General features: G+C 67.0%; 28 protein-coding genes. 25 read left to right on the top strand and 3 right to left on the bottom strand.

What is annotated here, in order from left to right:
* Positions 1 to 24 precede the first annotated feature (24 nt).
* Positions 25 to 1,194, top strand: coding sequence for a sensor histidine kinase (locus WFK36_RS00990; RefSeq protein WP_336788927.1), 1,170 nt, complete (start codon positions 25 to 27; stop codon positions 1,192 to 1,194).
* The gene (locus WFK36_RS00995; RefSeq protein WP_205329580.1) at positions 1,191 to 1,880 is read left to right on the top strand and encodes a response regulator transcription factor; all 690 of its coding nucleotides are present in this window, start codon (positions 1,191 to 1,193) and stop codon (positions 1,878 to 1,880) included. Before WFK36_RS00990 ends, WFK36_RS00995 begins: the two co-directional genes overlap by 4 nt.
* A 24-nt stretch (positions 1,881 to 1,904) precedes the next feature.
* Here the strand turns inward: WFK36_RS00995 and WFK36_RS01000 are convergent, their stop codons facing one another.
* Positions 1,905 to 2,750 (bottom strand): DUF3109 family protein, encoded by an 846-nt coding sequence (locus WFK36_RS01000; protein ID WP_336788932.1) that lies wholly within the window; start codon positions 2,748 to 2,750, stop codon positions 1,905 to 1,907.
* 92 nt (positions 2,751 to 2,842) lie between these two features.
* On the opposite strand from WFK36_RS01000, the gene WFK36_RS01005 reads away from it, so the two are divergent.
* From WFK36_RS01005 to WFK36_RS01045, 9 genes are all read left to right on the top strand, one after another.
* Positions 2,843 to 3,790, top strand: coding sequence for a Ppx/GppA family phosphatase (locus tag WFK36_RS01005; RefSeq protein ID WP_008377469.1), 948 nt, complete (start codon positions 2,843 to 2,845; stop codon positions 3,788 to 3,790).
* Positions 3,791 to 3,815: 25 nt separating this feature from the next.
* Positions 3,816 to 4,745, top strand: a complete 930-nt coding sequence (locus tag WFK36_RS01010) for a hypothetical protein (protein ID WP_336788935.1) — start codon at positions 3,816 to 3,818, stop codon at positions 4,743 to 4,745.
* A gap of 8 nt (positions 4,746 to 4,753) precedes the next feature.
* Positions 4,754 to 5,614 carry a sugar phosphate isomerase/epimerase family protein gene (locus WFK36_RS01015; protein WP_008377471.1) on the top strand — a complete coding sequence of 287 codons (861 nt, stop codon included), beginning with the start codon at positions 4,754 to 4,756 and terminating at the stop codon, positions 5,612 to 5,614.
* A 6-nt stretch (positions 5,615 to 5,620) separates the two neighbouring features.
* Entirely contained in the window at positions 5,621 to 6,490 is an 870-nt protein-coding gene (locus WFK36_RS01020) for a thioesterase family protein (protein ID WP_336788937.1), read from the top strand.
* A gap of 47 nt (positions 6,491 to 6,537) precedes the next feature.
* Entirely contained in the window at positions 6,538 to 7,368 is an 831-nt protein-coding gene (proC, locus tag WFK36_RS01025; RefSeq protein ID WP_008377473.1) for a pyrroline-5-carboxylate reductase, read from the top strand.
* Positions 7,369 to 7,598: 230 nt separating this feature from the next.
* Positions 7,599 to 7,841 carry a helix-turn-helix domain-containing protein gene (locus tag WFK36_RS01030; RefSeq protein ID WP_008377474.1) on the top strand — a complete coding sequence of 81 codons (243 nt, stop codon included), beginning with the start codon at positions 7,599 to 7,601 and terminating at the stop codon, positions 7,839 to 7,841.
* Between the two features lie 244 nt (positions 7,842 to 8,085).
* Positions 8,086 to 8,187, top strand: coding sequence for a 30S ribosomal protein bS22 (locus WFK36_RS01035; protein WP_003402602.1), 102 nt, complete (start codon positions 8,086 to 8,088; stop codon positions 8,185 to 8,187).
* Between the two features lie 55 nt (positions 8,188 to 8,242).
* Positions 8,243 to 9,298 carry an NAD-dependent epimerase/dehydratase family protein gene (locus tag WFK36_RS01040; protein ID WP_008377475.1) on the top strand — a complete coding sequence of 352 codons (1,056 nt, stop codon included), beginning with the start codon at positions 8,243 to 8,245 and terminating at the stop codon, positions 9,296 to 9,298.
* Positions 9,299 to 9,381: 83 nt separating this feature from the next.
* Complete coding sequence (locus WFK36_RS01045) at positions 9,382 to 10,452, top strand: lysophospholipid acyltransferase family protein (protein ID WP_008377476.1); 1,071 nt, start codon at positions 9,382 to 9,384, stop codon at positions 10,450 to 10,452.
* 48 nt (positions 10,453 to 10,500) lie between these two features.
* Here the strand turns inward: WFK36_RS01045 and WFK36_RS01050 are convergent, their stop codons facing one another.
* Positions 10,501 to 11,319 carry a hypothetical protein gene (locus tag WFK36_RS01050; protein WP_336788943.1) on the bottom strand — a complete coding sequence of 273 codons (819 nt, stop codon included), beginning with the start codon at positions 11,317 to 11,319 and terminating at the stop codon, positions 10,501 to 10,503.
* Between the two features lie 301 nt (positions 11,320 to 11,620).
* Positions 11,621 to 12,763 carry an HAD family hydrolase gene (locus WFK36_RS01055; RefSeq protein WP_336788945.1) on the bottom strand — a complete coding sequence of 381 codons (1,143 nt, stop codon included), beginning with the start codon at positions 12,761 to 12,763 and terminating at the stop codon, positions 11,621 to 11,623.
* 131 nt (positions 12,764 to 12,894) lie between these two features.
* On the opposite strand from WFK36_RS01055, the gene WFK36_RS01060 reads away from it, so the two are divergent.
* From WFK36_RS01060 to resB, 14 genes are all read left to right on the top strand, one after another.
* The gene (locus WFK36_RS01060) at positions 12,895 to 13,155 is read left to right on the top strand and encodes a glutaredoxin family protein (RefSeq protein WP_336788947.1); all 261 of its coding nucleotides are present in this window, start codon (positions 12,895 to 12,897) and stop codon (positions 13,153 to 13,155) included.
* A 149-nt stretch (positions 13,156 to 13,304) separates the two neighbouring features.
* Positions 13,305 to 14,663, top strand: a complete 1,359-nt coding sequence (locus WFK36_RS01065) for a glutamyl-tRNA reductase (RefSeq protein ID WP_336788949.1) — start codon at positions 13,305 to 13,307, stop codon at positions 14,661 to 14,663.
* A 98-nt stretch (positions 14,664 to 14,761) separates the two neighbouring features.
* Positions 14,762 to 15,685, top strand: a complete 924-nt coding sequence (gene hemC, locus WFK36_RS01070; RefSeq protein WP_336788951.1) for a hydroxymethylbilane synthase — start codon at positions 14,762 to 14,764, stop codon at positions 15,683 to 15,685.
* Between the two features lie 117 nt (positions 15,686 to 15,802).
* Positions 15,803 to 17,425 carry a bifunctional uroporphyrinogen-III C-methyltransferase/uroporphyrinogen-III synthase gene (locus WFK36_RS01075; RefSeq protein WP_008377482.1) on the top strand — a complete coding sequence of 541 codons (1,623 nt, stop codon included), beginning with the start codon at positions 15,803 to 15,805 and terminating at the stop codon, positions 17,423 to 17,425.
* A 14-nt stretch (positions 17,426 to 17,439) separates the two neighbouring features.
* Positions 17,440 to 18,417, top strand: a complete 978-nt coding sequence (gene hemB / locus WFK36_RS01080; RefSeq protein ID WP_336788954.1) for a porphobilinogen synthase — start codon at positions 17,440 to 17,442, stop codon at positions 18,415 to 18,417.
* 47 nt (positions 18,418 to 18,464) lie between these two features.
* Positions 18,465 to 19,013 carry a hypothetical protein gene (locus WFK36_RS01085; RefSeq protein WP_336788956.1) on the top strand — a complete coding sequence of 183 codons (549 nt, stop codon included), beginning with the start codon at positions 18,465 to 18,467 and terminating at the stop codon, positions 19,011 to 19,013.
* Positions 19,010 to 19,480 carry a hypothetical protein gene (locus WFK36_RS01090; RefSeq protein WP_336788958.1) on the top strand — a complete coding sequence of 157 codons (471 nt, stop codon included), beginning with the start codon at positions 19,010 to 19,012 and terminating at the stop codon, positions 19,478 to 19,480. The genes WFK36_RS01085 and WFK36_RS01090 overlap by 4 nt, the downstream gene beginning before the upstream one ends.
* Entirely contained in the window at positions 19,477 to 20,097 is a 621-nt protein-coding gene (locus tag WFK36_RS01095) for a hypothetical protein (protein WP_008377486.1), read from the top strand. The genes WFK36_RS01090 and WFK36_RS01095 overlap by 4 nt, the downstream gene beginning before the upstream one ends.
* On the top strand, positions 20,090 to 20,992 hold the full coding sequence (locus tag WFK36_RS01100; RefSeq protein WP_336788961.1) for an SGNH/GDSL hydrolase family protein: 903 nt from the start codon (positions 20,090 to 20,092) through the stop codon (positions 20,990 to 20,992). The genes WFK36_RS01095 and WFK36_RS01100 overlap by 8 nt, the downstream gene beginning before the upstream one ends.
* A gap of 70 nt (positions 20,993 to 21,062) precedes the next feature.
* Complete coding sequence (hemL, locus tag WFK36_RS01105; protein WP_336788963.1) at positions 21,063 to 22,406, top strand: glutamate-1-semialdehyde 2,1-aminomutase; 1,344 nt, start codon at positions 21,063 to 21,065, stop codon at positions 22,404 to 22,406.
* On the top strand, positions 22,406 to 23,032 hold the full coding sequence (locus tag WFK36_RS01110) for a histidine phosphatase family protein (protein WP_008377491.1): 627 nt from the start codon (positions 22,406 to 22,408) through the stop codon (positions 23,030 to 23,032). Before hemL ends, WFK36_RS01110 begins: the two co-directional genes overlap by 1 nt.
* Before the next feature lie 5 nt (positions 23,033 to 23,037).
* Positions 23,038 to 23,628 carry a TlpA family protein disulfide reductase gene (locus WFK36_RS01115; protein WP_336790911.1) on the top strand — a complete coding sequence of 197 codons (591 nt, stop codon included), beginning with the start codon at positions 23,038 to 23,040 and terminating at the stop codon, positions 23,626 to 23,628.
* Positions 23,625 to 24,434: a cytochrome c biogenesis CcdA family protein gene (locus WFK36_RS01120; protein WP_336788965.1), complete on the top strand. Its 810-nt coding sequence runs from the start codon at positions 23,625 to 23,627 to the stop codon at positions 24,432 to 24,434. The genes WFK36_RS01115 and WFK36_RS01120 overlap by 4 nt, the downstream gene beginning before the upstream one ends.
* Positions 24,431 to 26,041, top strand: coding sequence for a cytochrome c biogenesis protein ResB (gene resB, locus WFK36_RS01125; RefSeq protein WP_336788967.1), 1,611 nt, complete (start codon positions 24,431 to 24,433; stop codon positions 26,039 to 26,041). The genes WFK36_RS01120 and resB overlap by 4 nt, the downstream gene beginning before the upstream one ends.
* The last annotated feature ends 1 nt before the right edge of the window (position 26,042 follow it).

The following is a 26,042-nucleotide window of genomic DNA, read 5'->3' on the forward strand; positions in this document are numbered from 1 at the left end:
GGCGATGACACGTAGGATTCGGGTGTGTCCGAGACCAGCGGTGACCGCTTGATCGATGGTGCCGCAGCCGGCCGCTTCGGCCCGGCGAATGTCGACGCCTCCTACCTGCACGCCCTCCAACCCGAGGACGTCTCGCGGGGTGACCTGCTGACGTTGATGGTCGCGCACTCCGAGACCGGCATCATCGTCGTCGACGAGTACCACAACGTGGTCGTGTACAACGACCGAGCAGCGGACCTCGGCATGGTCCGCGACGTGCTGGCCGACGGAGTCGCCGAAGCCGTTTCCGAGGTCTTCACAACCGGGGTGGACCGACATTTCGACTTCTCGCCCCCGCAGTCGTCGCTGGGGTTCGTCTCGACCGGTCGAACGGTCCACCGCCCGGTGGAGACTGTGCGATGTGTCGCGAGCCTCGCGGCCCTCACCGGCCAGCGCTATGTCCTCGTGTACGGGGACGACGACTCCACCAACCAGCGGGTCGAGGCCACTCGCCGCGACTTCGCGGCGAACGTCTCGCATGAGCTGAAAACGCCGCTCGGCGCGATCAGTCTGATGGCGGAGGCGATGCTCGAGTCCCGCGACGACCCGGCGGCCGTTGAGCATTTCGGTCGACGCGTCCTCAAAGAGGCCACTCGGATGGGGTCGCTCGTCAATGAGCTGATCGGCCTGTCCCGCCTGCAGGACGGTGCGATCGCCGACTTCGTGCGCGTCGACATCGACGCCCTCGTCGACGACGCCGTCGCCGCTGCCGGCGTCACCGCGGAGATCGCCGAGATCGATCTCGTCACTGACAGCCCGTCGCACGTGTCGGTGCAGGCGGACCGCACCCTGCTGCTCACCGCCCTCAGCAATCTCCTCGTCAATGCGATCAACCATTCCCCCACCGGCGAAGTGGTGTCGGTGAGCCGCAAGCGGGTCGTCATCGACGATCTCGACATGATCGCGATCGCGATCACCGATCGCGGCATCGGTATCGCTCCGGTCGATCAGCAGCGAGTGTTCGAGCGTTTCTACCGTGTCGACAAGGCCCGGTCGCGCGCAACCGGCGGGACCGGACTCGGTCTCGCCATCGTCAAGCACGTGGCCGCCAGCCATGGCGGTCACATCGGGCTGTGGAGCAAGCCGGGCACCGGCTCCACGTTCAGCCTGTACATCCCCATCGACCCGGACAAAGAAGAGGAACTTTCGCTTTGACGCACGTACTGATCGTCGAGGATGAAGAATCGCTGGCCGACCCACTGGCCTTCCTGCTCCGCAAAGAAGGCTTCGAAGCGAGCATCGTCAACGACGGGACGCAGGCGCTGCCCGCGTTCGAGCGCATCAACCCGGACATCGTCCTGCTCGACCTCATGCTGCCCGGCGTGTCCGGCACCGAGATCTGCAAGCTGATCCGCGCGAAGTCGGCGACGCCCGTCATCATGGTGACGGCCCGAGACAGCGAGATCGACAAGGTCGTCGGCCTGGAGCTCGGCGCCGACGATTACGTCACCAAGCCGTACTCGGCGCGAGAACTGATCGCCCGCATCCGCGCCGTGCTGCGTCGCGGGGGAGTGGTGGCCGACGACGAGGACGCCGCGATCGGCGTCATCGAGGTCGGCCCCGTGCGCATGGACGTGCAGCGCCACACCGTGAGCGTCAGCGGCACCGACGTGACCCTGCCGCTGAAGGAGTTCGACCTCCTGGAGTACCTGCTGCGCAACTCCGGTCGTGTCCTGACCCGAAGTCAGCTCATCGACCGGGTGTGGGGCGCCGACTACGTCGGAGACACCAAGACTCTCGACGTGCACGTCAAGCGGCTGCGTTCGAAGGTGGAGCCCGACTCCTCGCAGCCCCGTCACCTCATCACCGTCCGCGGTCTCGGCTACAAGTTCGAGCCGTGATCTGATCGGTGTCGAAAGGCCGGGCTACAACTGCTCGTACTTGAGGTCGGTGGCGCGGCGGGAGGTGGCGGACGCAGTCGCCGGATGGACGGCGATGAGCCCCAACTGGTTGCGGCGGCCGCACGCGGCGGCGATGACGTCGTAGGCGGGTTCGCCGACGAGCTCGATGAGTTCCGGCTTGTACGACTCGAACACCTGCGTCGCACCGATGTGGGTGTCCGGTGAACCCGAGCAGTACCAGTCCAGGTCGTGGCCGCCCTCGCCCCAGCCGCGTCGGTCGAACTCGGTCAGCGTGGTCTTGAGGATCTCGGTGCCGTCGGGGCGCGTCACCCAGTCCTGCTCTCGCCGCATCGGCAGTTGCCAGCACACGTCTGGTTTCACAGTCAGCGGCTCGATGCCTTTGCGCAGCGCCATCCCATGCAGCGAACAGCCTTGTCCGGCAGGGAATCCGGGCCGATTCAGGAAGATGCACGCACCGTCGTGGAGTCTGGTCTTCAACGCCGGTTCGCCCTCGAGGTCTTCGTTCTCCTCGAGATAGCCGCCGGGTCCGAGCGGGTCGTCCGCCGAACCCTCGGCGAAGAACTCCCAATCGTCCGGCGTCAGCATCGCCACGCCGGCGGCGAGCCGTTCGTGGTCATCGTCGTCGGTCAGATACGCACCGTGCGTGCAGCATCCGTCGGGCTGTCGGTCGCTGATGATCCCCTGACAGGCGGGAGTGCCGAACACGCAGGTCCAGCGCGACAGCATCCAGGTCAGGTCCACACTGATCAGGTGCTCGGGATCGGCCGGGTCGAAGAACTCGTACCACTCGCGCGGGAAGTCGAGGCTCACTTCGGGGGCGGGGGAGGACTTCCGCTCATCGTCGGACACAAGGGCCCTTCCTGTTGGACGTGCGGCTCAACGGTAGCTGCCCGCTCGCCGACCGAGTCGCGCGGATCGGACTCGCCGAGTACTTTTGACCGGTGAGACTTGGAGTGCTCGACGTTGGCAGCAATACCGTGCACCTGCTGGTGGTCGACGCTCATCGGGGTGGACATCCGAACCCGATGAGTTCGACCAAAGCGGTGCTGCGGCTCGCGGAGGAGATCGACGAGAACGGCCGCATGCGCGATTCCGGTTCCCGCGCACTGGTCTCCACGATCGAGGACTTCACCCGCATCGCCACTTCGTCCGGCTGTGAACAGGTGATGGCGTTCGCCACCTCGGCGGTCCGGGACGCCACCAACTGCGATGAAGTGCTCCGCAAAGTCAAGGACGCGTCAGGCCTCGATCTGCAGGTCCTCGAGGGCATCGACGAGTCGCGTCTGACGTCGCTTGCGGTCCGCCGCTGGTACGGGTGGAGCGCGGGACGCATCCTCGCCTTCGACATCGGCGGGGGAAGCCTCGAGATGTCGAACGGCGTCGACGAAGAACCGGATGTGGCGCTGTCGCTGCCGCTCGGCGCAGGTCGACTCACCCGCGAATGGCTGCAGGGCGACCCGCCGAGCAAGCGGCGCGTCTCAGTTCTGCGTGACTGGCTCGACGCCGAGCTGAAGGAACCTGCGAAGGAACTGCGTGCGGCAGGCAAGGCCGACCTGGCTGTCGGATCGTCCAAGACGTTCCGGTCCCTCGCTCGCCTGACCGGTGCCGCGCCTTCCGGTGCAGGTCCACGCGTCAAGCGGACCCTGACCGTCAGCGGACTGCGGCAGCTCACGGCCTTCATCTCCCGGATGACCACGGCCGACCGCGCCGAACTCGAAGGTGTCAGTGCCGACCGTGCACCGCAGATCGTCGCAGGCGCGCTGGTGGCGGAGGCCGCAATGCGGGCGCTCGGAGTCGATACACTGGACATCTGCCCGTGGGCTCTGCGGGAAGGTGTCATTTTGCGCCGTCTCGATTCCGAGCCCGCAGGCGCGATGACCACCAACTGACTGCACGAAGGGACGGTGCGACCGTATGGCGGACGAGGCCGAGCCGGAGTCGAAGCCGATCACCGTATCGGAACTGATCGCACGATCCGGGGGCGACGACGCCTTCCCCAGATCGGAGTCGGTGTCGGTCCGGCGCCCCGGGAGTGACACCTCCGGGACCACGTCGTCGGGTATGCCGTCGTACACGGCGCCGACGAAGCGGTCGGCGGTCGATGCCCCGCGAAGCGTCGGCGCGAGCGGGATGCCGGGCTACACGCCTCCGTCGACCCCCTCCGAACCCGAATCGAACGACGTCACCGGCGTCATCCCGGTGGTGTTCGACGATGCCGACACCGGATCGCTCCGCAAGGTCGAGGCCGACGACGTCTTCGACTACGACCTGCCGCCCGCGGTGATCCACACGTCGGCCGTCGACTCCTACGGAACCGCAGACGCAGTCGAGGACACCACGTCGATCCCGCTCGTCGACGATTTCGTCGACGCGGACGCCGACGAACCGGCCGACGCGTCGGACGAGTCGAACCTCGACGACGACGCGCATGACGTCGCCGATCAGATCCTCGACGACTCGGATGAGGCGGCCGAAGCCAAGGCGGCCGCCAAGGCGGCGAAGGCGGACGAGAAGGCCGCCAAGAAGGCGGCGAAAGCCGAAGCGAAGGCGGCGCGGGCCGCTGAACGTGAAGACTCCGAACCGTCCGCCGCAGCAGGGTGGGCAGCGTTCGCGGGTGAGATCGTCCTCGGCCTCGGCGTGGGCGCCGGGCTGTTCTGGGGCTTCACCGAGCTCTGGAAGAAGTACGTCTATCTGGCGTTGGTGCTGGCCATCGTGGTGATCTTCGCGATCGTCACCTTCGCACACGTGCTGCGCAAGCGGGACCTGCCGACAACACTGCTCGCCTTGGCCGTCGGCATGCTCGTGACCATCGGGCCCCTCGTCTTCCTCGCGGCGCAACCCTAGAGGATCCGGTGAGCCAACTGCGTTTCCCGATTCCGATCGGCCTGTCGACGGCGTCCGTGTACCCGCAGAACACCGAGGCGGCCTTCGCCTACGCCAATGAACTCGGCTACGACGGTGTGGAGCTGATGGTGTGGGGCGAGGCCGTCAGTCAGGACATTCCGCAGGTCGCTCGGCTGTCGCAGAAGTACCAGGTGCCCGTGCTGTCGGTGCATGCACCATGCCTGCTGATTTCGCAGCGAGTGTGGGGCCGGGACCCGAAGGCGAAGCTCGCCCGATCGGTGCGCGCGGCGGAGGAACTAGGCGCCTCGACGGTCGTCGTGCATCCGCCGTTCCGGTGGCAGCGGGACTACGTCGCCGCGTTCGACGATCTCGTCGCCGAACTGGAGTCGACGTCCGACGTGTCCGTGGCAGTGGAGAACATGTTCCCGATGCGCGCGGATCGCTTGTTCGGCGGCGGGACGCGGCCTGCGCAGCGGATGGCACAACGCGGTGGCGGCCCCGGCGTCAGCGCCTCGGCGTTCGGCAAGCCGATCGACCCGACTGCGGTCGGGTACGACAACTACACACTCGACCTGTCGCACGTCGCGACGGCGGGTGATGACGCTCTCGCGATGGCCGACCGTATGGGCCGGGGCCTCAAACATCTGCATCTGACGGACGGCACAGGCGCCGCCCACGACGAACATCTGATCCCCGGCGACGGCACCCAGCCGTGCATCGAAGTGTGCCGAAGGCTCGCCGAGAGCGACTTCGACGGCGCCGTGGTCCTCGAAGTGCACACGTCGGGCGCCAAGACGAAGAACGACAGGGCCGCGATGCTCGCCAGGTCTCTGGAATTCGCGCGCACCCACCTCAACCGCGACAGGTAGGAATCCATGACCAAGCTCGCCGACCTCCTGCGTCTGGAGACGCTCGCCCGTGGTGCGGACGGCTCGTCCGTCACCTACGGGGCCGTCATCGACGAGGCGTTCACGATCGGTCCGAAGGTGCACGGCGGCAGTCTGCAGATGGTCATCACGCGAGCGGCCCGCGCCGCGCTCGTCGACCTCGCCGCGCCCGACGCCGATCCCGCGCTCGTCGAGGGCGTCACCGCCATCGCGGTCGCGAGCGATTTCCTCGCTGCGCCCGATCCGGCAGCGGTCTCGGTCGACGTCTCGATCATCAAGCGCGGACGGACGGTGTCCCTCGCCCGCGTCGAAGTGACGCAGAACCAGCGGACCATGGTCACCTCGACTGTCACTCTCGGGCGGCTCGACGAGGGTGAGTCGACGTATCGCGCCGACGGCCTGCTTGCAGGAATGCCGGTGGAGCCGACATCCGACGGTCTGGGAGTCGCGAACAGCCCGGTCGGCGAGGTGATGCACCTCGGCGTCGCCGCAGACTTCGTGCTCGACGCGGCATCGTTCCCCGTCGCGCGCGGAGAGAAGGGCGATCCGGTGATCCGCGGGTGGGTCCGGGCCAAGGACGTCGATCAGCAGCCCACCGACCTCGGCCTGGACCTTCCGGTGCTGGTCTGCGACATCTCACCGCCGGTGGTGATGAATCTCGGCCTGTTCGGCTGGGCGCCGACCGTCCAGCTGACCACCTACGTCCGACGGCTCCCGGCGCCGGGATGGCTGCGGTACGAGGCGTCGACCGTCGAAGTGGGACGCGGCATGTTCTCCGAAGACCACCTCGTGGTGGACTCGACCGGTGCGGTGGTCGCTCAGTCGCGACAGCTCGCGCTGATTCCGGCTCGTCGATGACGGCCGCCCTGACAAGACGAAACGACAATGAAGGACAGTGAACTGACATGAGCGAGCGGGTAGCGATCATCGGCGGCGGCAAGATCGGTGAGGCGCTGCTCGCCGGCCTGATCAACGCGGGGAAGCCGGTGAAGGATCTCGTCGTCGTCGAGCGTTCCAAGGCCCGGTCCGCGGAACTGATCGAGGACTACGGGGTCCGCGTCACCACCGACATCGTCGATGCCGCGAGCGGAGCGCAGGTCGTGTTCATCGCGGTGAAGCCGGATGCCGTCGACTCGGTGCTCCCGCCGCTGGCGAAGGCGGACGACTCCGGCGACGACGAACGGATCACGATCACTCTGGTCGCAGGCATTCCCGCTGAGCGTTACGAGGCGTCGCTGCCCGCAGGCTCGCCGGTGATCCGCGTCATGCCGAACACGCCGATGCTGGTGAACGAGGCCATGTGCGCGGTCAGTCCCGGCCGTTATGCGAACGACGATCAGGTGGCCGTCGCGGTACGTCTGCTGGAGTCTGTCGGCAAGGTGATGGTGGTCCCGGAGAAGTCGCTGGATGCGGTCACTGCGATCTCCGGGTCGGGACCCGCGTACTTCTTCTTGATGGTCGAGGCGATGATCGACTCGGGTGTTGCTCTCGGCCTGACGCGTCAGCAGTCGGCGGAACTGGCGGTGCAGACGGTCAAGGGATCCGGTGTGCTGCTGGCCGAGTCGGGCCTGACCGCCGTCGATCTGCGCGCGGCGGTCACCTCACCAGGTGGAACGACGGCCGCTGCGCTTCGTGAGTTCGAACGGTACGGCCTCCGGCACGCGGTGAACGAGGCCACTGCGGCCTGCGCGAAGACCAGCGCGCGCATGGCACGTCGACCCGAAGTTGAGGGTTGATCCGCCACCGCGTGTCGTTGCCGTGGATTCGCCCAGTACTCGTGGTAGCGCCGCTGCCAGCGGCAATGGTGGTGAACACGCGGTGAATGGCAAAGAGACGGAACTCATTCTTTCTCTCACGTCGCACTATTCACATCCGCCACGCTAAGGTACAACCAGCACGTACGTGTCTGATGTCCGCCGGAGGGGAAGCCGGTGGCCGCGATGCGTGCACCGGAGGTTATGAATACATGGCTGCAGAAAAGCCGGGTGAACGGAACGATTTCGCCGATCGTGGAGTTGCGAATGCATCGTCCGCCTCGCAGTTCCTCACCGTCGCAGAAGTCGCGTCGCTCATGCGCGTGTCCAAGATGACCGTGTACCGCCTGGTGCACAACGGCGAACTCCCTGCCGTCCGCGTGGGACGTTCGTTCCGCGTGCACGCCAAGGCAGTTCACGAATACCTCGAGACGTCGTACTTCGACGCCGGATAGTTTTTCCTGCTCTTCACTGATCACACCGCCCGTCGTGCATCAACGCCGGGCGGTGTGATCGTGTCTGAGCAAGGACGCTTCACCGCCCGATTTCGCCTCGTGTTCATTCGGGCGGTAGGATTGGCGATCAGGTCGCTGTCGCCCCTGGGCTCGTATGAGCTTGAAGAGTCGGCGACGGCCCCGGACAACAATGCCGGCCCCCTGTGGGGCGGGAGACACACCATCGATCGTGAGGGAGAGCCCCATGGGTTCCGTTATCAAGAAGCGCCGCAAGCGCATGTCGAAGAAGAAGCACCGCAAGCTGCTCCGCCGCACACGTGTGCAGCGTCGTAAACTCGGCAAGTGATCGATGGACCCGCCCGCGAGGGCGGGTTCTTTCGTTTCGGCACTATCCTTAGCCCATGAGCGAAGACACCGAGAAGCACGTGCCGCGATCTGTGCTCGTCACCGGCGCGTCGACGTTCCTCGGCGGCTACCTCGTCGCGAGGCTGGCGGCGAACCCGGAGATCGACCGGGTGGTGGCCGTCGACTCGCGGGTGCCGCGCAAAGACCTTCTGCGGCGCATGGGTCGCGCAGAGTTCCTGCGCCTGGACATCCGACGACCCGCCATCGCGAAGGCGATCGCCACGTACGACGTCGACACGGTCGTGCACGCGGCGCCGTCGATCATGGACAACGTCGAGCACTCGGCGGCGATCAAGGAACTCAACGTCGTCGGCTCGATGCAGGTGTGCGCCGCGTGTCAGCGCAGCCCATCGGTCAAGCGGCTCATCCTGCGGTCGAGTTCGATGGTGTACGGCGCGACGTCCAAAGACCCGGCGTCGTTCACCGAGGGCACCCGCGCCCGCAAGGAGCCGCGCAACGGCTACGGCCGCGATCTGATCGACGTCGAAGGGTACGTGCGCGGCCTGTCGCGTCGTCGCCAGGACATCGACGTCACGATTCTCCGCTACCAGTCGATGCTGGGGCCGCGGATCAAGACGCGCATGGGTGGATACCTGTCGATGCCGCTGGTCCCGACCGCGTTCGGGTTCTCACCGCGCCTGCAGTTCCTGCACGAAGAGGACGCGCTGGCCGCGATGGAGCACGCGACGCTCAACCGGACACCGGGAACGTTCAACGTCGCGGGTGACGGCGTGGTGAGCCTCGGCCAGGCGGTTCATCGTGCCGGCCACATCCAGTTGCCGGTGGCGCCGAGTCTGATTCCCCCGTTGATCGGCGTTCTGCAGGACGGCGGAGTCCCGATGATCCGGTCGGAGCACACCGCCTACCTCACCTACGGGCGTGTCCTGGACAACACCCGCATGCGCACCGAGTTCGGCTTTGAACCGAAGTTCACCACGCTGGAGACCCTCGACGACTTCATCACCCGCGGAAAGACCGAACCGGTGCTGTCCGCCGACGCGTGGCGCGGCTTCGAGGCCAGGGCTGTGGCGACCGCCACGGCACTGCAATGACGGGCCCGTCCGCCCGTAGTATGTGAGCGAGACATTTGTCGAGTTCGACGGCCGCCGCCGTCGACGAGTGAGAGGAGAAACCCATGGCCGCGGCAGAGAAGCCGACCGATTCGCGTACCGCCAAGGTGATCGCCCTCTACACCGATCCCCGACTGGGCCGACGCACCGACGTCGGGCACCCGAACACCGACGGCTTCGGCCGTCCCGCAGCGCCCGTCACGCCGATCCACGACGGCATCGACTTGCACGACGAGCCGCTGCCCATCGCACCGAACCGCAACTCGCCGCTGTTCAGCCTCGGCGGTCTGCGCGGCGCCGTCGCCGACACCCTGATCGCGACGTCCGGGTTCATTCGCGAGCGCATGACCGGCGACTTCGCCGTCGACGACTTCGGTTTCGACCCGCACTTCGCGGAATCCGTGTGGTTCCCGGCGGTGCGCCAGGTATACCAGAAATGGTTCCGCGTCGAAGTGACCGGAATCGAGAACCTCCCGGCGAGCGGCGGCGCTCTGCTGGTCGCCAACCACGCCGGCACGATCCCGGTGGACGCGCTGATCACGTCGCTCGCCGTCCGTGACAATCACCCGAACGAGCGCTACCTGCGTGTTCTCGCGGCCGACATGGCGTTCGAGACGCCCGTCATCAGCGATCTCGCCCGGCGCATCGGCGCGACCCTGGCATGCAACGCGGACGCCGAAGCGCTTCTGCGTCGCGGTGAGCTGACCGCGGTGTGGCCGGAGGGTTTCAAGGGCATCGGCAAGCTGTACAAGGACCGCTACAAGCTGCAGCGTTTCGGCCGCGGCGGTTTCGTGACGACCGCGATCCGCACCAAGGCGCCGATCATTCCGGTGTCGATCGTCGGGTCAGAAGAGATCTACCCGATGGTCGCCGACCTGAAACCGCTCGCGCGAACTCTCGGCCTGCCGTACTTCCCGGTGACGCCGCTGTTCCCGTGGCTCGGTCCGCTCGGAATGATTCCGCTCCCGTCCAAGTGGCACATCCACTTCGGCAAGCCGATCGCGACCGACGTCTACGACGAGCAGGCCGCGGACGATCCGCTTGTCGTCTTCGACCTCACCGATCACGTCCGCGAGGAGATCCAGCAGACGCTGTTCCGGATGCTCTCCCGCCGCGGCAGCGTCTACCTCGGCTGATCTGCCTTCGGAACGGCTGGGTTTCCGCCGGTTGTGACGAGTATTTCGTCACAACCGGCGGAAGTCCACGCGAAGTGGGCAGTCCGGCTGTCGGCACGGGCGAGGACGGCCCGTCCAGCCGAGTCGACGAAGGAGCCGCGCGATCTTCGCGGCCGTCTCACATGGTCGGTCGAACGCCTGCCCGAACCCGACACGCACGGTGCGCTTGCCCTCCCCAACAGCCGCGTCGAGATCACGTTCCAAATCAGCGTCACGCGAGTGCGCGTCGTCGTGGCCGAGTCGGCCGTCGAGTTCGACGATGAGCCCGTAGTCGCGATACTCGAGATCGCGAAAGCCCGGTCGACCGACTGCGGTCGGAGACTGTCGGATCGGCTGAGGTAGGCCGTGAGCACGCTCGACATGGGTGAGATACCGATGCTCAAGGGTCGAGCAGACTCCGGAGCGGACATCGAGAAGCACTTTCGCGAGGAACGTGGCCCGTTTGATGCACGGACGGTTCGCCAGCGCCCCGAGCAGACGGTCCGCTGTGGTGATCCGCGACTGCACCGGATCAGTGAGGGCGGCGATCACATCGACGACGTTCCGAGCGTGCGCGGCGCAGTCGAGCACTGCGTGCTCGACCCGCATCCGGGGTGGGTTCGCGTTCCACATCGCGACGTCGTCCAACCCGGAGCGGTAGTGGATGATCAGCCCCGGCCGTGATTCCACGCTGCGTCGGCTGTCGACGACGATGTGCACGGGACCGTTCGGATCGCCGGACCGGAGTGTCGCGTGTATCGCCGACTGATAGCCGAGCACCGCAGGTGCGGCGTACAGGATTGCGCACCACGCTCGCTGTTCCCAGGTCAGTGGCCCAGTGTGCGTCACGTACACGCCGCGGTGCACCGCGACCCACTCGCGCCGATACACGCGGCGCCGAACGAACGCAGAGTCGGCTCCACAGTCGAGCGCCTGCCGCCTGCTGATGACCCCGGATTGTTCGCGTGCCAGCCGCTCGACGCGACGAGCGACTTCGTTGCTGTCCCCATGCCCACAGGATGGGCCGGAAATCATGGATATCCCGGCCATCTCGCGATCTGTGGACAAAGCCGCCGGTAGTTTCCGCCAGTTGTGACGAACATGTCGTCACAACCGGCGGAAAGTCGTCCTGTTGGCTATGTACGTGGCGCTACTTGCGGCGGAGGAGGCGGGAAGCTGCGGCTGCGGTGCCGCCCGCAACGCCCAGAACGACGGCGGAACGGACGCCGTACTTGGCGGCCTTGCGGGCCGTGCGGAAGTCGTAGGCCTCCCACCCGCGCACCCGTGCGATCTCCTTGAGATCGGTGTCCGGGTTGATCGCGACCGCCGTGCCGACCAGCGACAGCATCGGGACGTCGTTGTGCGAATCGGAGTAGGCGGTGCAGCGCTTCAGATCGAGCCCTTCGCGAACGGCGATCGATCGAACCGCGTGGGCCTTGCCCGGCCCGTGCAGGATGTCGCCGACGAGTCGTCCGGTGAACTTCCCGTCGACGCTCTCGGCGACCGTGCCGAGCGCGCCCGTCAGGCCGAGCCGTTTGGCGATCGTCTGTGCGAGTTCCACGGGCGTCGCGGTGACCAGCCACACCTGCTGGCCTGCGTCGAGATGTCGCTGGGCGAGAGCGGCGGTGCCGGGCCAGATCTTATCGGCGATGAACTCGTCGTAGATCTCCTCGCCGAGCTCGACCAGCTCCGACGTCTCGCGTCCCGCGATGAACGACAGCGCCTTGTCCTTGCCCTGTGCGACGTCCTCGGCGTTCTCCTTGCCGGTCACGCGGAACTTGGCCTGCTGCCACGCGAAGTTCGCGATGTCGCCGTACGAGAAGTATTTGCGCGACGCGAGGCCGCGCGCGAACAGAACGATCGATGCGCCGTGGACCAACGTGTTGTCGACGTCGAAGAAGGCGGCGGCGGTGAGGTCGCGGCTCTGCGTCTCGTCGACGGGGATCCGGTTGCCGAGCGATTCGATCGCGGCGCGGGCGGACGCCTCACCCGCGAGAGTCTGCCGAAGCTCTTCAGCCGTCTGCAGGAATCGCCCTGCGCGACGGTTCAGCCACGCGCTCATCCGGTGGAACTCGTCGTCCTCCGTGGGGCCGTCCCACTCGGCGAGGTCAGCGTCGTCCGACAGGCGGGCGCCGTCGCGGTCGTGCAAGACGTCGTCCCCGTCCACGTCTGCGGTGTGATCGACGTCGAACTGCTCAGACTCGAGCTCGCGGGCTTCGTGCAGGTCGGCCTCGTGATCGGAGGCCTCCTCCGGCGTGTGCTCATGATCAGGTTCCATCGAATCGCGGCTCATCGGCCACCTCCCGTTCGTCACGAGTGCTCACTCCACAGTGGAATGCTGCCAGCCTATCGCGGGGCGCCGACGGGGATGCCGTGACAAGCGGTCGCCGTGAGAGAACTCGCAGGACTGGCAGACTGGACGTCATGGACGTCACTGTGGAACTGATGTCGCGGGCCGGCTGCCATGCGTGCGCCGCCGCAGAGAAGGACCTGCACCGCATCCTCGCCGACTACGGGCTCACCGCCCGGATCGTCGACGTGGACGCCGCCGCAGATGCGGGGAACCCGGCGTTGCGTGCTGAATACGGGGACCGCGTGCCGGTCGTCGTCGTCGACGGCGAGGAGCACGGATACTGGGAGGTCGATGAGCCGCGACTGCGCGCTGACCTGGACAGGCTCCGTTGACGGGCTGTCGATCGAATGTCTGACTCCCCACATCGAGACGACAGAGGTGCATTTGTACCAACGTGTGAACTAGCCTGAGAAGACATGTGCCCATCGGATCGGCATCACAGGGGTGCCGGGAAACCGGTTGGCTGGAAACGGGCGATGCAGTGAGTGTCTTGTTGTTCGGGGTGTCCCATCGGAGCGCTCCGGTGTCGGTTCTCGAACGACTCACCGTCTCCGACACCGACCGACCGAAGATCGTCGAAGCGCTCGTCAGATCGCCTGCGGTCTCCGAGGCGATGCTCGTGTCGACGTGCAACCGCGTTGAGGTCTACGCGGTCGTCGAGGCGTTCCACCCGGCGTTGGAAGCGGTCGGCGACGTATTCGGTCAGCACACCGGGATGAGCGTCTCCGAGCTCACCGGCCACGCGTACGTGCGGTACTCCGAGGCGGCAGTGGAGCACCTGTTCACAGTCGCTGCCGGGCTCGACTCCATGGTCGTCGGCGAACAGCAGATCCTGGGGCAGATCCGTACCGCGTACACCGAGGCGGACCAGCACAAATCCGCAGGCCGCACGCTTCACGAACTCGCCCAACAGGCTCTGCGGGTCGGGAAGCGGGTTCACCACGAGACCGGCATCGACCGAGCAGGCGCCTCAGTCGTCTCGGTCGCGCTGCATCGAGCGCAGGCCACGCGGAACGCGGGCGCGGACCAGCCGCCGATGCGGTCGGCGGTGGTGTTCGGTGCCGGTGCGATGGGATCGCTCGCCACCAGCCAACTCGCTCGCGACGGTGTCCACGAGATCACCATCGTCAATCGGACTGCGGCTCGTGCGACTGAACTCGCCGAGGGTGTCGCCGAGCGGTACGGGGTGACCGCGCACGGCACGTCGTTCGACTCGATGGCCGAGGTCATGGCCGACGCCGACGTCGTCGTCACATGTACCGGATCGGTCAGCTCCGTGATCGGTGTGGCCGACGTGCACTCGGCGCTCAAACAACGCACCAACCCCGCCCCGCTCATGTTCTGCGATCTCGGGATCCCCCGGGACGTCGATCCCGTGGTGGCTGCGCTGCCCGGCGTTCACGTCATCAACATCGAGGGACTCCGCGACGACGAGGAGACCAAGGCTGCGCAGGACGACGCCGTCGCTGCGCGCGGCATCGTCGCGGCCGAACTGTCCGACTACCTCGCCGCCCAGCGTCAAGCCGAAGTGACGCCGACGGTGGCCGCGCTGCGGCAACGGGCAGCGGACCTCGTCGAAGCGGAGATCCTGCGCCTGCAGTCGCGACTGCCCGACCTCGACACTGCGCAACGCGACGAGGTCGCCAAGACGGTGCGACGCGTTGCGGACAAACTCCTTCACGCGCCGACGGTGCGCGTGAAACAACTCGCGTCCACTGGTCGAGGCGACCACTACGCCGAAGCGCTCCGCGAACTCTTCGAACTCAAACCCGGTGCAGCCGAGTCGGTCTCGGCCTCCGAAGCGGGGATCGCAGCACACGGCGACTCCGACTCCCACTGACCTGGGCTCGACTCGACGATCACGAACGACAGGACGGCTTCAACGTGTCTAATTCTGCGCATATCCCCCCGACTGAGAACTCGCTCGGGGAGCGGGGCGTGATCCGCATCGGGACGCGAGGTTCACTCCTGGCGACCACGCAGGCGCAGGGGATCGCGGATCGGCTGACCGCCAACGGGCACCCCGCAGAACTGGTCATCATCAGCACCGCGGGCGACACGTCGACCGCTCCGGTCGCACAGATCGGCATCGGCGTGTTCACCACCGCCATCCGCCTCGCGTTGCGAAACGGTGAATGCGACGTAGCGATCCACTCCTACAAGGACCTCCCGACGGCACCCGAGCCGGACCTTGCGATGGCCGCTGTCCCCGAGCGCGTCGATCCGCGAGATGCGCTGGTCAGCCGGGGTGGAATGGTCCTCGGCGAGTTGCCTGCAGGGTCGACGATCGGCACTTCGTCCCCGCGACGCGCCGCGCAGCTTAAAGCACTGGGTCTCGGTTTGGAAATTCGCCCCCTACGAGGCAACCTTGATTCTCGGTTGGGCAGAGTCGCGAACGGGGAACTGGACGCGGTAGTGGTCGCCCGAGCCGGACTGGTGCGCATCGGCCGAGCCGATGCAGTCACCGAGGCGCTTGATCCCGTGGTCATGCTGCCTGCTCCGGCACAGGGGGCCCTGGCCGTCGAGTGTCTCGCCGACGATGCCGAACTGGTGAGAATACTCGCCGAGTTGGACGACCCGTCCACACGTGCAGCGGTCGACGCCGAACGCGCAGTGCTCGCGGCCCTCGAGGCCGGATGCACCGCCCCGGTCGGAGCGATCGCCGAGGTGGTCGAGTCGATCGATTCCGGTGGGCGCATCTTCGACGAACTCTCGCTTCGCGCGGGAGTCGCGGCCGAGGACGGATCCGATGTGATCCGCGCTTCGGTGGTGGGCCCGGTGGATCGTGCCGTTGAACTCGGAGAGAGTCTCGCCGCCGAACTGCTGGAGCTCGGCGCGGCCGACTACGTGCCCAGGAAGTGACGCCTGGGCCCGGACACGGGCCGTCCACGCGCCAGCAGGAGGAAGTCGACGGGCCGGGCGGACCGGGCCGTCGAACGAACTGCAGCCCCCTGGGCGGGGGCAGGAGAGTGCGAACGCATGAGCCGTACGAAGAATGCTAAACCCGGCCGAATCCTGTTCGTGGGGTCGGGTCCCGGTAACCCGGACCTCCTGACCGTCAAGGCACAGAACGTGCTGGTGAACGCGACGTCGGCATTCGTCGACCCGGACGTTCCCGCCGCTGTCGTCGAACTGATCGGTTCAGCCCATGCACAAGTCGAGCCCGTGCCGACACGCGCGGGTCGCAAAGCCGCCGAAGCCGCAGCCGCTGAAGCCGCGGAGCAGGACGCCGTCGACGTCGTCCGCCCCGCACTCGGCGATCCCACCCAGGTCGCGAAGACCCTCGTCGCTGAAGCGAAGACCGGCGTCAACGTCGTCCGCGTGGTCGCAGGCGACCCGATGAGCGCCGACTCCGTCCTCGCCGAGATCAGTGCCGTCGCGCGCACATCCGTCTCGTTCGAGGTGCTCCCAGGCATCCCGTCCGACGCAGTCGTCCCCAGCTTCGCGGGTATGCCGATCGGTTCCGGACACACCGTGGCCGACGTCCGTGGCGACGTCGACTGGGCGGCTCTGGCCGCAGCACCCGGACCGCTCGTCCTCCATGCGACCTCCGGTCACCTCGCCGAGTTGGCCAGCGCGCTGACCGAGCACGGTGTGGCGCCGCAGACGCCGGTCGCGATCACCGTCAACGGCACCACGTGCGCGCAGCGCACCATCGAAGCCACTCTCGCCACCGTCAACGACCTCGGGAACGCCCTGACCGGACCCCTCGTCCTGACTGTCGGCAAGGTCGTCACCCAGCGCGCCAAGTTCTCGTGGTGGGAGTCGCGCGCCTTGTACGGCTGGACCGTGCTGGTGCCCCGCACCAAGGACCAGGCCGCCGACATGAGCGAGCGCCTCGAATCGCATGGCGCCATCCCGCGTGAGGTTCCGACCATCGCCGTCGAACCGCCGCGCAGCCCGGCGCAGATGGAACGCGCCGTCAAGGGCCTCGTCGACGGTCGTTACCAGTGGGTCGTCTTCACCTCCACGAACGCCGTTCGCGCAGTCTGGGAGAAGTTCGAGGAGTTCGGGCTCGACGCCCGAGCGTTCTCGGGTGTGAAGATCGCCTGCGTCGGCGAAGCGACCGCGGCCAAGGTCCGCTCGTTCGGCGTCAACCCCGAGCTGCTCCCGAGCGGCGAGCAGTCGTCGCTCGGCCTGCTCGACGAGTTCCCGCCGTACGACGAGGTGTTCGACCCGGTGGACCGCATTCTGCTTCCGCGCGCCGACATCGCGACCGAGACGCTCTCCGAGGGCCTGCGTGAGCGCGGCTGGGAGATCGACGACGTGACCGCGTACCGCACGGTCCGGGCAGCTCCGCCGCCAGTCGAGACGCGCGAGATGATCAAGACCGGCGGATTCGACGCCGTCTGCTTCACCTCGAGCAGCACCGTCCGCAATCTCGTCGGAATCGCGGGCAAGCCTCACGCGCGCACGATCGTCGCCTGCATCGGCCCGAAGACGGCCGAGACCGCAGTCGAGTTCGGTCTGCGCGTGGACGTGCAGCCCGAGTCGGCGTCGATTCCGGACCTGGTCGACGCACTCGCCGCCCACGCGGCGCAACTGCGTGCAGAAGGTGCGCTGCCGCCCCCGCGTAAGAAGTCCCGCCGCTCGCGTTCGTGACACAGGAGGTCGGCATGAGCACCGGTTTCACCCGTCTGCGTCGTCTGCGGACCACCCCGGCGATGCGCAGGCTCGTCGCGGAGACCCGCCTGGATCCTGCGCAGCTGGTACTGCCGATGTTCGTCGCCGACGGCATCGACGCGCCCCGCGAGATCACGTCGATGCCCGGCGTCTACCAGCACACGATGGAGTCCCTCCGCATGGCTGCCGCCGAGGCCGTCACGGCAGGCGTCGGTGGGCTGATGCTGTTCGGAGTCCCGAAGGAGGACGACAAGGACGCCGTCGGTTCCGGCGCGGACGATCTGGACGGTGTGCTCAACCGTGCGCTTCGAGTACTTCGTGACGACCTGGGCGACACCACGGTTCTGATGGCCGACACGTGTCTCGACGAGTTCACCGACCACGGGCACTGCGGCGTCCTCGACGCCGACGGTCGTGTCGACAACGACGCGACCCTGCCTCGCTACGAGTCGATGGCCGTCGCGCAGGCTCGAGCGGGCGCACACGTCGTCGCACCGAGCGGCATGATGGACGGCCAGGTCGCTGCGATTCGGTCCGCCCTCGACGAGGCGGGCTTCGCAGACGTCTCGATCCTCGCCTACACGGCCAAGTACGCGTCCGCGTTCTACGGCCCGTTCCGCGAGGCCGTCGGATCGTCGCTGGAGGGCGACCGTCGGACCTACCAGCAGGATCCTGCGAACAGACTGGAGTCGCAGCGCGAGCTCCTCGCCGACCTCGACGAGGGTGCGGACATGGTGATGGTCAAACCGGCCATGAGCTACCTCGACATCCTGCGCGACGTCGCCGACCGGTCCGACGCTCCCGTCGCCGCGTACCAGGTGAGCGGTGAGTACGCGATGATCGCCGCAGCAGGCGCACAGGGCTGGATCGACGCGGACGCCGCGTTCTACGAGTCCGTCCTGTCGATCGCCCGCGCGGGCGCCTCGATCATCCTGACCTACGCCGCCGTGGACCTCGCACGTCGGCTCTGAGGCTTCGCTGTGAACCGGTCTCAGCTAGACCAATTACTCTGGAGTGCATGACCGTCCCCCCACCCGTACCTGACACAACGGGCGCTCCCAACCGCCCGGAGAGTGTGAGGCTGGCCGTTGAACTCTGGGCCGTGGTGATCGTCGCCATGGCGATCGTGATGATCGCCCGCTATCCGATCGCGTTCGAGGTGTCCGAGGACTACCTCGACGACATGAAGAAGGCAGGCGAGGACGTTCCGTTCAGCGCGACCGCGCTCGCGGTGGTTGTGACAGTTCTGTCGATCGCCGTGATCACGGCCATCACCGCAGTGGTCCTCAAGTTCACCTGGGACGGGCGCAACTGGGCCCGTCAGACACTTGGTGTGTTCAGCGCATTCCTCGCGGTTCAGCTCGTCTTCGGGGTGATCTCCCTGTTCATCACCACCGACGGCAACGACGGGGCTACCGTTCCAGCATGGGCGACGATCTTCGTGATCATCGGCGGTGTCGCGGCGATCGGCGCGCTTGTCGCGTTGATGCATCGAGACACCACCGTCTTCTGTCGTGACGTCGCGGCGTGGCGGTCCGGAAATCGACAGAACGGCGGTGTGCGGTGATCGAGATCAAAGCCCGAACCAGAGGCCCGAAGCCTGATCCGAAGGACCGTCCGACGCTCGTCGTGTGGGCGATGCGGCTGTGGATGATCTCCGGTGCGCTGCTGATCGCACTGGGCGTCCTCACCGTCGTCGACCAGTCGGTGAACGTCGGACTCGAGTTCGGTCCGCTCGCGATCGGCGTGCTCATCATTCTGCTCGGCGTCGCATATCTGCTGCTCGGCGCGAAGACGTATCGCGGAGAGCTGCAGTGGCGGTCGTCGCTGTCGGCGCTGACATGCGTTGTCGTAGCCATGCTGCTGCCGCTGACGATCGGCTTCCAGAGCGGCGGCCTCGCTGTTGTCCTGGCGTGCGCGGTGATCGGCCTCGCCGGTTCGTTGCTCGCGTATCGGCCGCGCGCCGACAAGTGGTTCAACTGCAAGCTCAGCGGCGACTGCGAACCCGATTCGACGTCAGGCTCCGTCTCGTGACCGACAGTTCGGACGAGCGCCAGACGGACGAACCCGAGGTCGACACAGTCGAGGCTGAGGACACCCGGCCCGCCGACGCGGAGACCGAACCCGCTGTTGCGCTCGATCCGCTTCCGGAGGACGTGGGGGAGACGCTCTTCTACGAACCCGGTGGCAGTTGGTGGGTGGTCGTCATTGGGCCGGCGTTGTTGGCGCTGACGTTGTGGCTCGAGATCGCTGGCAAGGGCCGCATCCACTGGGAGGTCCTCACGATCTTCGGCGTGGTGCTCATCGGCTTCTCGATACTGCAGGTCAAGGCCGCTCGACGCCATGTCTCGGTGCGCCTCACCGAGCAGACGCTGCAGCAGGGCACTCGAACCATCGCTCTATCCGACATCGTGACGGTGTACCCGGAGAACCGCGGCGGCGACTTCCAGGACTGGGAGAGCGCTCCCGCACTCGGCGAGCTGCACGCGGTGCCGCGTCGTCGGAAGGGCGTCGGCGTCAAACTGAAGAACGGCAAATTGGCGCAGGCGTGGGCACGCGACGTCGACCGCTTCCGCTCGGAACTGACCGATGCACATCTGGCCGTGAAACTCGGTCTTCCGCCGAAGGGGACGAAGTCGCCAGGTGAGTGACCGGAGATTCGGCCCCGGCGTCGCGGCGGCCGCGGTTCTGACAACACTCGCGGTGATCGTCGGAGGCGTGGTGTGGATGAACTCGCGCGGCGGGCCCGACGACACCTCCCGGGCCGCTGAACCTCCTGCACGGGTGATCCAGCACGTCAATCTCGGCGACAGCTTCGCTGCGGGAACCGGCATCCTGCCGCTTCAGCCAGACTCCCAGTTCACCTGCCAACGGTCGTCGTCCGACTTCGCGACCGTGCTCGCCGCCCGCCGTGGTCACCACCTCGTGGACGTCGCCTGCGCGGGCGCGCGGACCGAACACCTGTACCGGGCCCAGTACGAGGGCGCAGGACCTCAGCTCGACGCAGTCACTCCGAACACGGATCTCGTCACACTGATGATCGGTGGTAACGACGCGTCGCTCTACTCATCGTTGATCAGGGACTGCGCAGACGTGGCCGACACCGACCCGTCCGGCGCGCCGTGCAGAACCGAACTGGGTTCCGGTCCCGCGGACTCGATCCGGGAGGAGATCGCTCCGGCCGTCGAGAAGGGACTCCGCGACATCGCGGCCCGCGCTCCACACGCGAAGGTCGTGATCGTCGGATACCCGTGGCTGGTACCGCCGTCGACGTCGTGCAGGCCCGCCGTCCGGATCGCCGACGGAGACATCGCGTACGTCCGACGAGTGCAGTCGCGGCTCAACGCGGCGATCGCACGAGCCGCGTCTGCGGCTGGGGCGACGTTCGTCGACATGTCGGTCCGCTCCCGCGGCCACGACGCCTGCGCGGCGAAGGGCATCCGCTGGATCGAACCGATGGTCGGCGGGTCGTCGCCGATCGTGATGCACCCCAATGCGGCGGGGCAGCGAGCGATCGCCGACGCTGTCGAGTCCGCGCTCGGATGAACCGCTGTCGAACCTGAGAACAACCTCAGCGGATTGGGTGCATCGCTGAGGTTTTGGGACACTGGAAGTCATGGCCGCACCAGCCGAGAACACCGCACCGTCCACCGCTCGCAGCGAGGAGTACTTCGCCCGTGCCGCACATGCGACGCCGGGCGGTGTGAACTCCCCGGTCCGTGCGTTCTCGGCCGTCGGAGGCACCCCTAGGTTCATCACCTCGGCCTCCGGGTCCACGCTGACCGACGTCGACGGCAATACCTACGTCGACCTGGTGTGTTCTTGGGGTCCGATGATCCTTGGGCACGCCCATCCGGCAGTCGTGGACGCAGTCCGCACAGCCGCCGCCGGCGGTCTCTCATTCGGTGCTCCGACCGTCGGAGAGATCGAACTCGCCGAAGAGATCATCGACCGCGTCGACCCGGTCTCCCGCGTCCGACTCGTCAACTCGGGCACCGAGGCGACGATGTCGGCGGTCCGACTCGCTCGCGGATTCACCGGTCGAAGCAAGATCGTGAAGTTCTCCGGCTGTTATCACGGTCACGTCGACGCACTGCTCGCGGACGCGGGCTCAGGCCTGGCGACGCTCGGGCTGCCGACCTCGCCCGGTGTGACCGGAGCGTCCGCGCACGACACGATCGTGCTTCCGTACAACGATCTGGCCGCGGTCGAGGCCGCGTTCGCCGAGCACGGTGCAGACATCGCCGCGGTCATCACCGAAGCCGCCGCGGGAAACATGGGCGCGATCGCGCCCATCGCCGGATTCAATGCGGGTCTGCGAGCGATCACCGCACAGCACGGCGCGCTGCTGATCATGGACGAAGTGATGACGGGCTTCCGGGTGAGCCCGGCCGGCTACTACGGCCTCGACGGTGTGGCTGGTGACCTCTACACCTTCGGCAAGGTGATGAGCGGTGGACTGCCTGCCGCCGCGTTCGGCGGGCGGACCGACATCATGGAGCACCTCGCCCCCCTCGGGCCCGTCTACCAGGCCGGAACCCTGTCCGGCAATCCCGTTGCCGTCGCGTCCGGCCTCGCCACGCTCCGAAACGCCACCGCCGACGTGTACGCGACCCTCGACGCCAACGCGAATCGCATCGCGGGAATGGTCGGCGACGCGTTGACCGCCGCGGGCGTGGCCCACCGGGTGCAGTTCTCCGGAAACCTGTTCAGCTTCTTCTTCACCGACAGCGACGAGCCGATCGTCGACTATGCGGGAGTCAAGAAGACGCAGACCTGGCGCTTCGCGCCGTTCTTCCACGCACTGCTGGCGGGCGGCGTGTACGCGCCGCCGAGCGCCTTCGAAGCGTGGTTCGTGTCCGCAGCGCTGGACGACGACGCGTTCTCGCGCATCGCCGACGCACTGCCCGCAGCTGCCGCCGCCGCGGCCGCAGCGCTCGCCCCCGGAGAGGGAAACTGATGAAGACGATCGTCCACATGATGCGCCACGGCGAAGTCCACAATCCCGAGGGCATCCTGTACGGCCGCCTGCCCGGCTTCCGCCTGGCGGAGAACGGGCGCGACCAGGCGCAACGTGTTGCGGACGCACTCGCCGATCACGACATCTCCCACGTGTTCGCATCGCCGCTGCAACGCGCGCAGGAGACCGCCACTCCGATCGCCGCCGCGCACGGCAAGGAGATCATCACGATTCCGGACCTCATCGAGGCCGGAAACCAGTTCGAGGGTCTGCGGGTGGCAGTGGGCGACGGCGCCTTGCGCCAGCCGCGTCACTGGGCGAAGCTGCGCGACCCGTTCACCCCGTCGTGGGGCGAGCCCTACATCCAGATCGCTCACCGCATGCTCGCCGCGGCGAGCGAGGCACGTGACGCCGCTCGCGGCCACGAAGCCGTGTGCGTCAGCCATCAGCTCCCGGTCTACACTCTCCGTCGATTCCTCGAAGGTCAGCGGCTCTGGCACGACCCGCGGGTGCGCCAGTGCTCGCTGGCCTCGCTGACCAGCCTGGTCTACGACGGTGACGCGCTCATCGACATCGTGTACTCGGAGCCGGCCGGAGCGTCGGACCCCCGCATCACGGGCGCGTGACGACGATGGCTCGACTTCGCCGCGTCACGGCTGCCGCCGTCGCGCTGTTCACCGCTGTCGCCGTCATCGCGGGCTGCAGCACCGGCGACGACGCCGTCGTCCCGGCACAGGGAAACCAGTTCGTGTCGCCGGACGGCAAGATCGTGATCGAGTACCCGATCGACCAGCGGCGCACCGTCGGTGACGTCAAGGGCCCGGATCTGTTGACCGGTGAGACGATCTCGATCTCGAAGTTCCAGGGCGACGTCGTCGTGCTGAACGTGTGGGCGTCGTGGTGCGCGCCGTGCCGCAAGGAGTTCACCGAACTCGACGCGGCGTACCTCGCGACCCGGGACAAGGGTGTGGCGTTCCTCGGAATCGACTTCCGGGACAGCAAATCGAGCGCGCAGGACTTCGTCAGCGACAACAAGGTCGCGTACCGATCCATCTTCGACTACGGCGGAGCGTCACTCGCCTCCCTCGGAGTTCCGGTCGGCGCAGTCCCGACGACGGTGATCCTGGATCGTCAGCACCGACCCGCCGTGGTGTACCTGCGGTCGATCACCGCAGACGAGCTCAAGGCAGCCGTGCTTCGCGTCGCGAGCGAATCGAAATGACTGTGACGCCCCTGGCGTCGGTCGGCGAGACGTTCGCCACGACCGTCACCTCCGGCCCGCTCCTGCTCGGCATGGGCGCGGCCATGATCGCAGGTCTCGTCTCGTTCGCGTCACCCTGCGTGGTTCCGCTGGTCCCCGGATACCTGTCGTACCTCGCAGGCCTCGTCGGCGCGGACGCGCCCGCGGTGACGGCGACCGAGGGACGGAAGAAGGGGCGGTACCGAGTAGTCGGCGCGGCAGGCCTGTTCGTCCTCGGCTTCACCGTCGTCTACGTTCTTGCGACGGCGGCGGTGTTCGGCCTCACGGCGACGTTCCTCGACGCAGAGCGACTCGAGCTGTGGCAGCGCATCGGCGGTGTCATCACGATCCTCATGGGCCTGGTGTTCCTGGGCATGATCCCGTTTCTGCAGCGTGACCGCCGAATGGCCCCGCGCCGCTACTCCGGCGTGATCGGCGCGCCGATCCTCGGCGGCGTCTTCGCCATCGGTTGGGTCCCCTGCACCGGCGCCACACTCGGAGCGGTCGTCGTCGCCGGAATGTCGACCGAAGGGTCGTCGGCCTGGCGCGGGGCGCTGCTGGTGACCGCCTACTGCCTCGGCCTCGGTCTGCCGTTCCTGATCATGGCGGCTTCGTCGGCTTGGGCGGTGCGGAGCCTTGGCTTCCTGCGCAGGCACACTCGCGTCATCCAGATCATCGGCGGTGTCTCACTGATCATCCTCGGAGCACTGATGGTGACCGGAGCATGGATGGACTTCGTCAACTGGATCCGCCTCCATCTGATCAGCGACTGGGAAGTGGGCATATGAGTACGCCGAATCCGGTGCAGCGCTTTGTGATCGCGCCGCTCCGCAAGACCTGGCGCGGTCTGACGTCGATGCGGACAGCACTCGCCCTGCTGTTCCTGCTGGCGTTGGCCGCCATCCCCGGCGCACTCCTGCCGCAGCGTGACCTCAACGAGCAGAAGACACTCGACTACATCGCCAAGCGCGGTGAACTCGGTGTGTGGATGGACCGGGTGCAGTTGTTCGACGTGTACTCGTCGAGTTGGTTCACCGCGATCTACGTGCTGCTGTTCGTCTCACTCGTCGGGTGTCTGACGCCGCGCATCTGGGAGCACTACAAGGCGATGCGGACTCCGCCCGTCGCCGCGCCGCGCAACCTCAAGCGCCTGCCGCGTCACGTCACCGAGACCGTCGACGGCGAGCCTGCCGAGATCGCCGAACGGATCACCGGGAACCTTCGCGGGTGGCGCACGCGGACCGTCGTCGTCGAACCGTCGAAGCGGTATCCCGACGGCGCCGTCGAGGTGTCGGCGGAGAAGGGCTACCTCCGCGAGTTCGGCAACCTCGTCTTCCACTTCGCGCTCTTGTCGCTGCTCGTCACGATCGCGGTGGGCAAGATGTTCGGCTACGAGGGCACTCGCACACTGGTCGCTGACGGCGAGCAGGTCCTCTGCAACACGTCGACGGCCGTCTACGACTCGTTCCGTTCGGGGGCGATGGTCGACGGCACCGAGCTGGCGCCGTTCTGTTTCCGCGTCGACGACTTCTCCGCGACGTTCCTCGAGTCGGGTCAGCCGGACATGTACGACGCGAAGGTGGCGTACACCGACGATCCGGCGTCCGACCCCGCGACGTGGGACAAGACCTCCGTGCAGGTGAACAAGCCGCTGCGCGTCTCGGGCGACCGCGTCTACGTGCTCGGCAACGGTTTCGCGCCGACCTTCACGGTCACGTTCCCCAATGGTCAGAAGCGAACGCAGACCGCGCCGTTCATCCCCCAATCCACTCAGACGATGCTGTCCGAGGGCGCAGTCCGTTTCGACACACCCGCGGGCATGTTCCCGGACGCCGACGTCCGCCGGAAGAACCAGATCGCGATCGAAGGTCTGTTCGCGCCCGACCCGGTGTTCATGCACAACCTGCTCGACTCGCAGTCGCCCGTCGTGAACTCGCCCGCAGTGGCGATCCGCGTGTACCGCGGCGACACCGGCATCGACACCGGTCAACCGCAGAACGTGTACACGCTCGACCAGAAGCTCATCGATCAGGGACGACTGACACAGAAGGCGTCAGTCAACCTCGAAGTGGGCCAGGACACCGTGCTCGACGACGGGACACGCGTCTCGTTCGACGGCTACAAGCGGTGGGTGTCCGTGCAGGTGTCGCACGACCCGGCGCAGGGCGGAGTACTCGTCTCGGCCGTCGTCATGGTCCTCGGACTGCTCGTGTCGCTGCTGATCCGCCGTCGCCGTATCTGGGCTCGGCTGGTGCCAGACACGGAAGTCCGACGTACTGTAGTAGAAGTGGCCGGACTGGCCCGGACCGATCAGGCGGGCTGGGGCGAAGGCTTCGAAGACCAGGCGCACGGTCTGTTGACCGACGCCGACAAGCGCGGACGCGGTCGACTGTGAC

The sequence above is a fragment of the Gordonia malaquae genome, assembly GCF_037148075.1.
Taxonomy (GTDB): Bacteria; Actinomycetota; Actinomycetes; order Mycobacteriales; family Mycobacteriaceae; genus Gordonia; species Gordonia malaquae.

Coding starts and splice junctions, on each gene's coding strand:
- WFK36_RS01035 (WP_003402602.1), top strand. CDS start 8,086: ATGGGTTCCGTTATCAAGAAGCGCCGCAAGCGCATGTCGAAGAAGAAG.
- WFK36_RS01040 (WP_008377475.1), top strand. CDS start 8,243: ATGAGCGAAGACACCGAGAAGCACGTGCCGCGATCTGTGCTCGTCACC.
- WFK36_RS01110 (WP_008377491.1), top strand. CDS start 22,406: ATGAAGACGATCGTCCACATGATGCGCCACGGCGAAGTCCACAATCCC.
- WFK36_RS01055 (WP_336788945.1), bottom strand. CDS start 12,763: ATGAGCCGCGATTCGATGGAACCTGATCATGAGCACACGCCGGAGGAG.
- WFK36_RS01030 (WP_008377474.1), top strand. CDS start 7,599: ATGGCTGCAGAAAAGCCGGGTGAACGGAACGATTTCGCCGATCGTGGA.
- WFK36_RS01060 (WP_336788947.1), top strand. CDS start 12,895: ATGGACGTCACTGTGGAACTGATGTCGCGGGCCGGCTGCCATGCGTGC.
- WFK36_RS01120 (WP_336788965.1), top strand. CDS start 23,625: ATGACTGTGACGCCCCTGGCGTCGGTCGGCGAGACGTTCGCCACGACC.
- proC (WP_008377473.1), top strand. CDS start 6,538: ATGAGCGAGCGGGTAGCGATCATCGGCGGCGGCAAGATCGGTGAGGCG.
- WFK36_RS01085 (WP_336788956.1), top strand. CDS start 18,465: ATGACCGTCCCCCCACCCGTACCTGACACAACGGGCGCTCCCAACCGC.
- hemB (WP_336788954.1), top strand. CDS start 17,440: ATGAGCACCGGTTTCACCCGTCTGCGTCGTCTGCGGACCACCCCGGCG.
- WFK36_RS01020 (WP_336788937.1), top strand. CDS start 5,621: ATGACCAAGCTCGCCGACCTCCTGCGTCTGGAGACGCTCGCCCGTGGT.
- resB (WP_336788967.1), top strand. CDS start 24,431: ATGAGTACGCCGAATCCGGTGCAGCGCTTTGTGATCGCGCCGCTCCGC.
- WFK36_RS01010 (WP_336788935.1), top strand. CDS start 3,816: ATGGCGGACGAGGCCGAGCCGGAGTCGAAGCCGATCACCGTATCGGAA.
- WFK36_RS01075 (WP_008377482.1), top strand. CDS start 15,803: ATGAGCCGTACGAAGAATGCTAAACCCGGCCGAATCCTGTTCGTGGGG.
- WFK36_RS01045 (WP_008377476.1), top strand. CDS start 9,382: ATGGCCGCGGCAGAGAAGCCGACCGATTCGCGTACCGCCAAGGTGATC.
- hemL (WP_336788963.1), top strand. CDS start 21,063: ATGGCCGCACCAGCCGAGAACACCGCACCGTCCACCGCTCGCAGCGAG.
- WFK36_RS01115 (WP_336790911.1), top strand. CDS start 23,038: ATGGCTCGACTTCGCCGCGTCACGGCTGCCGCCGTCGCGCTGTTCACC.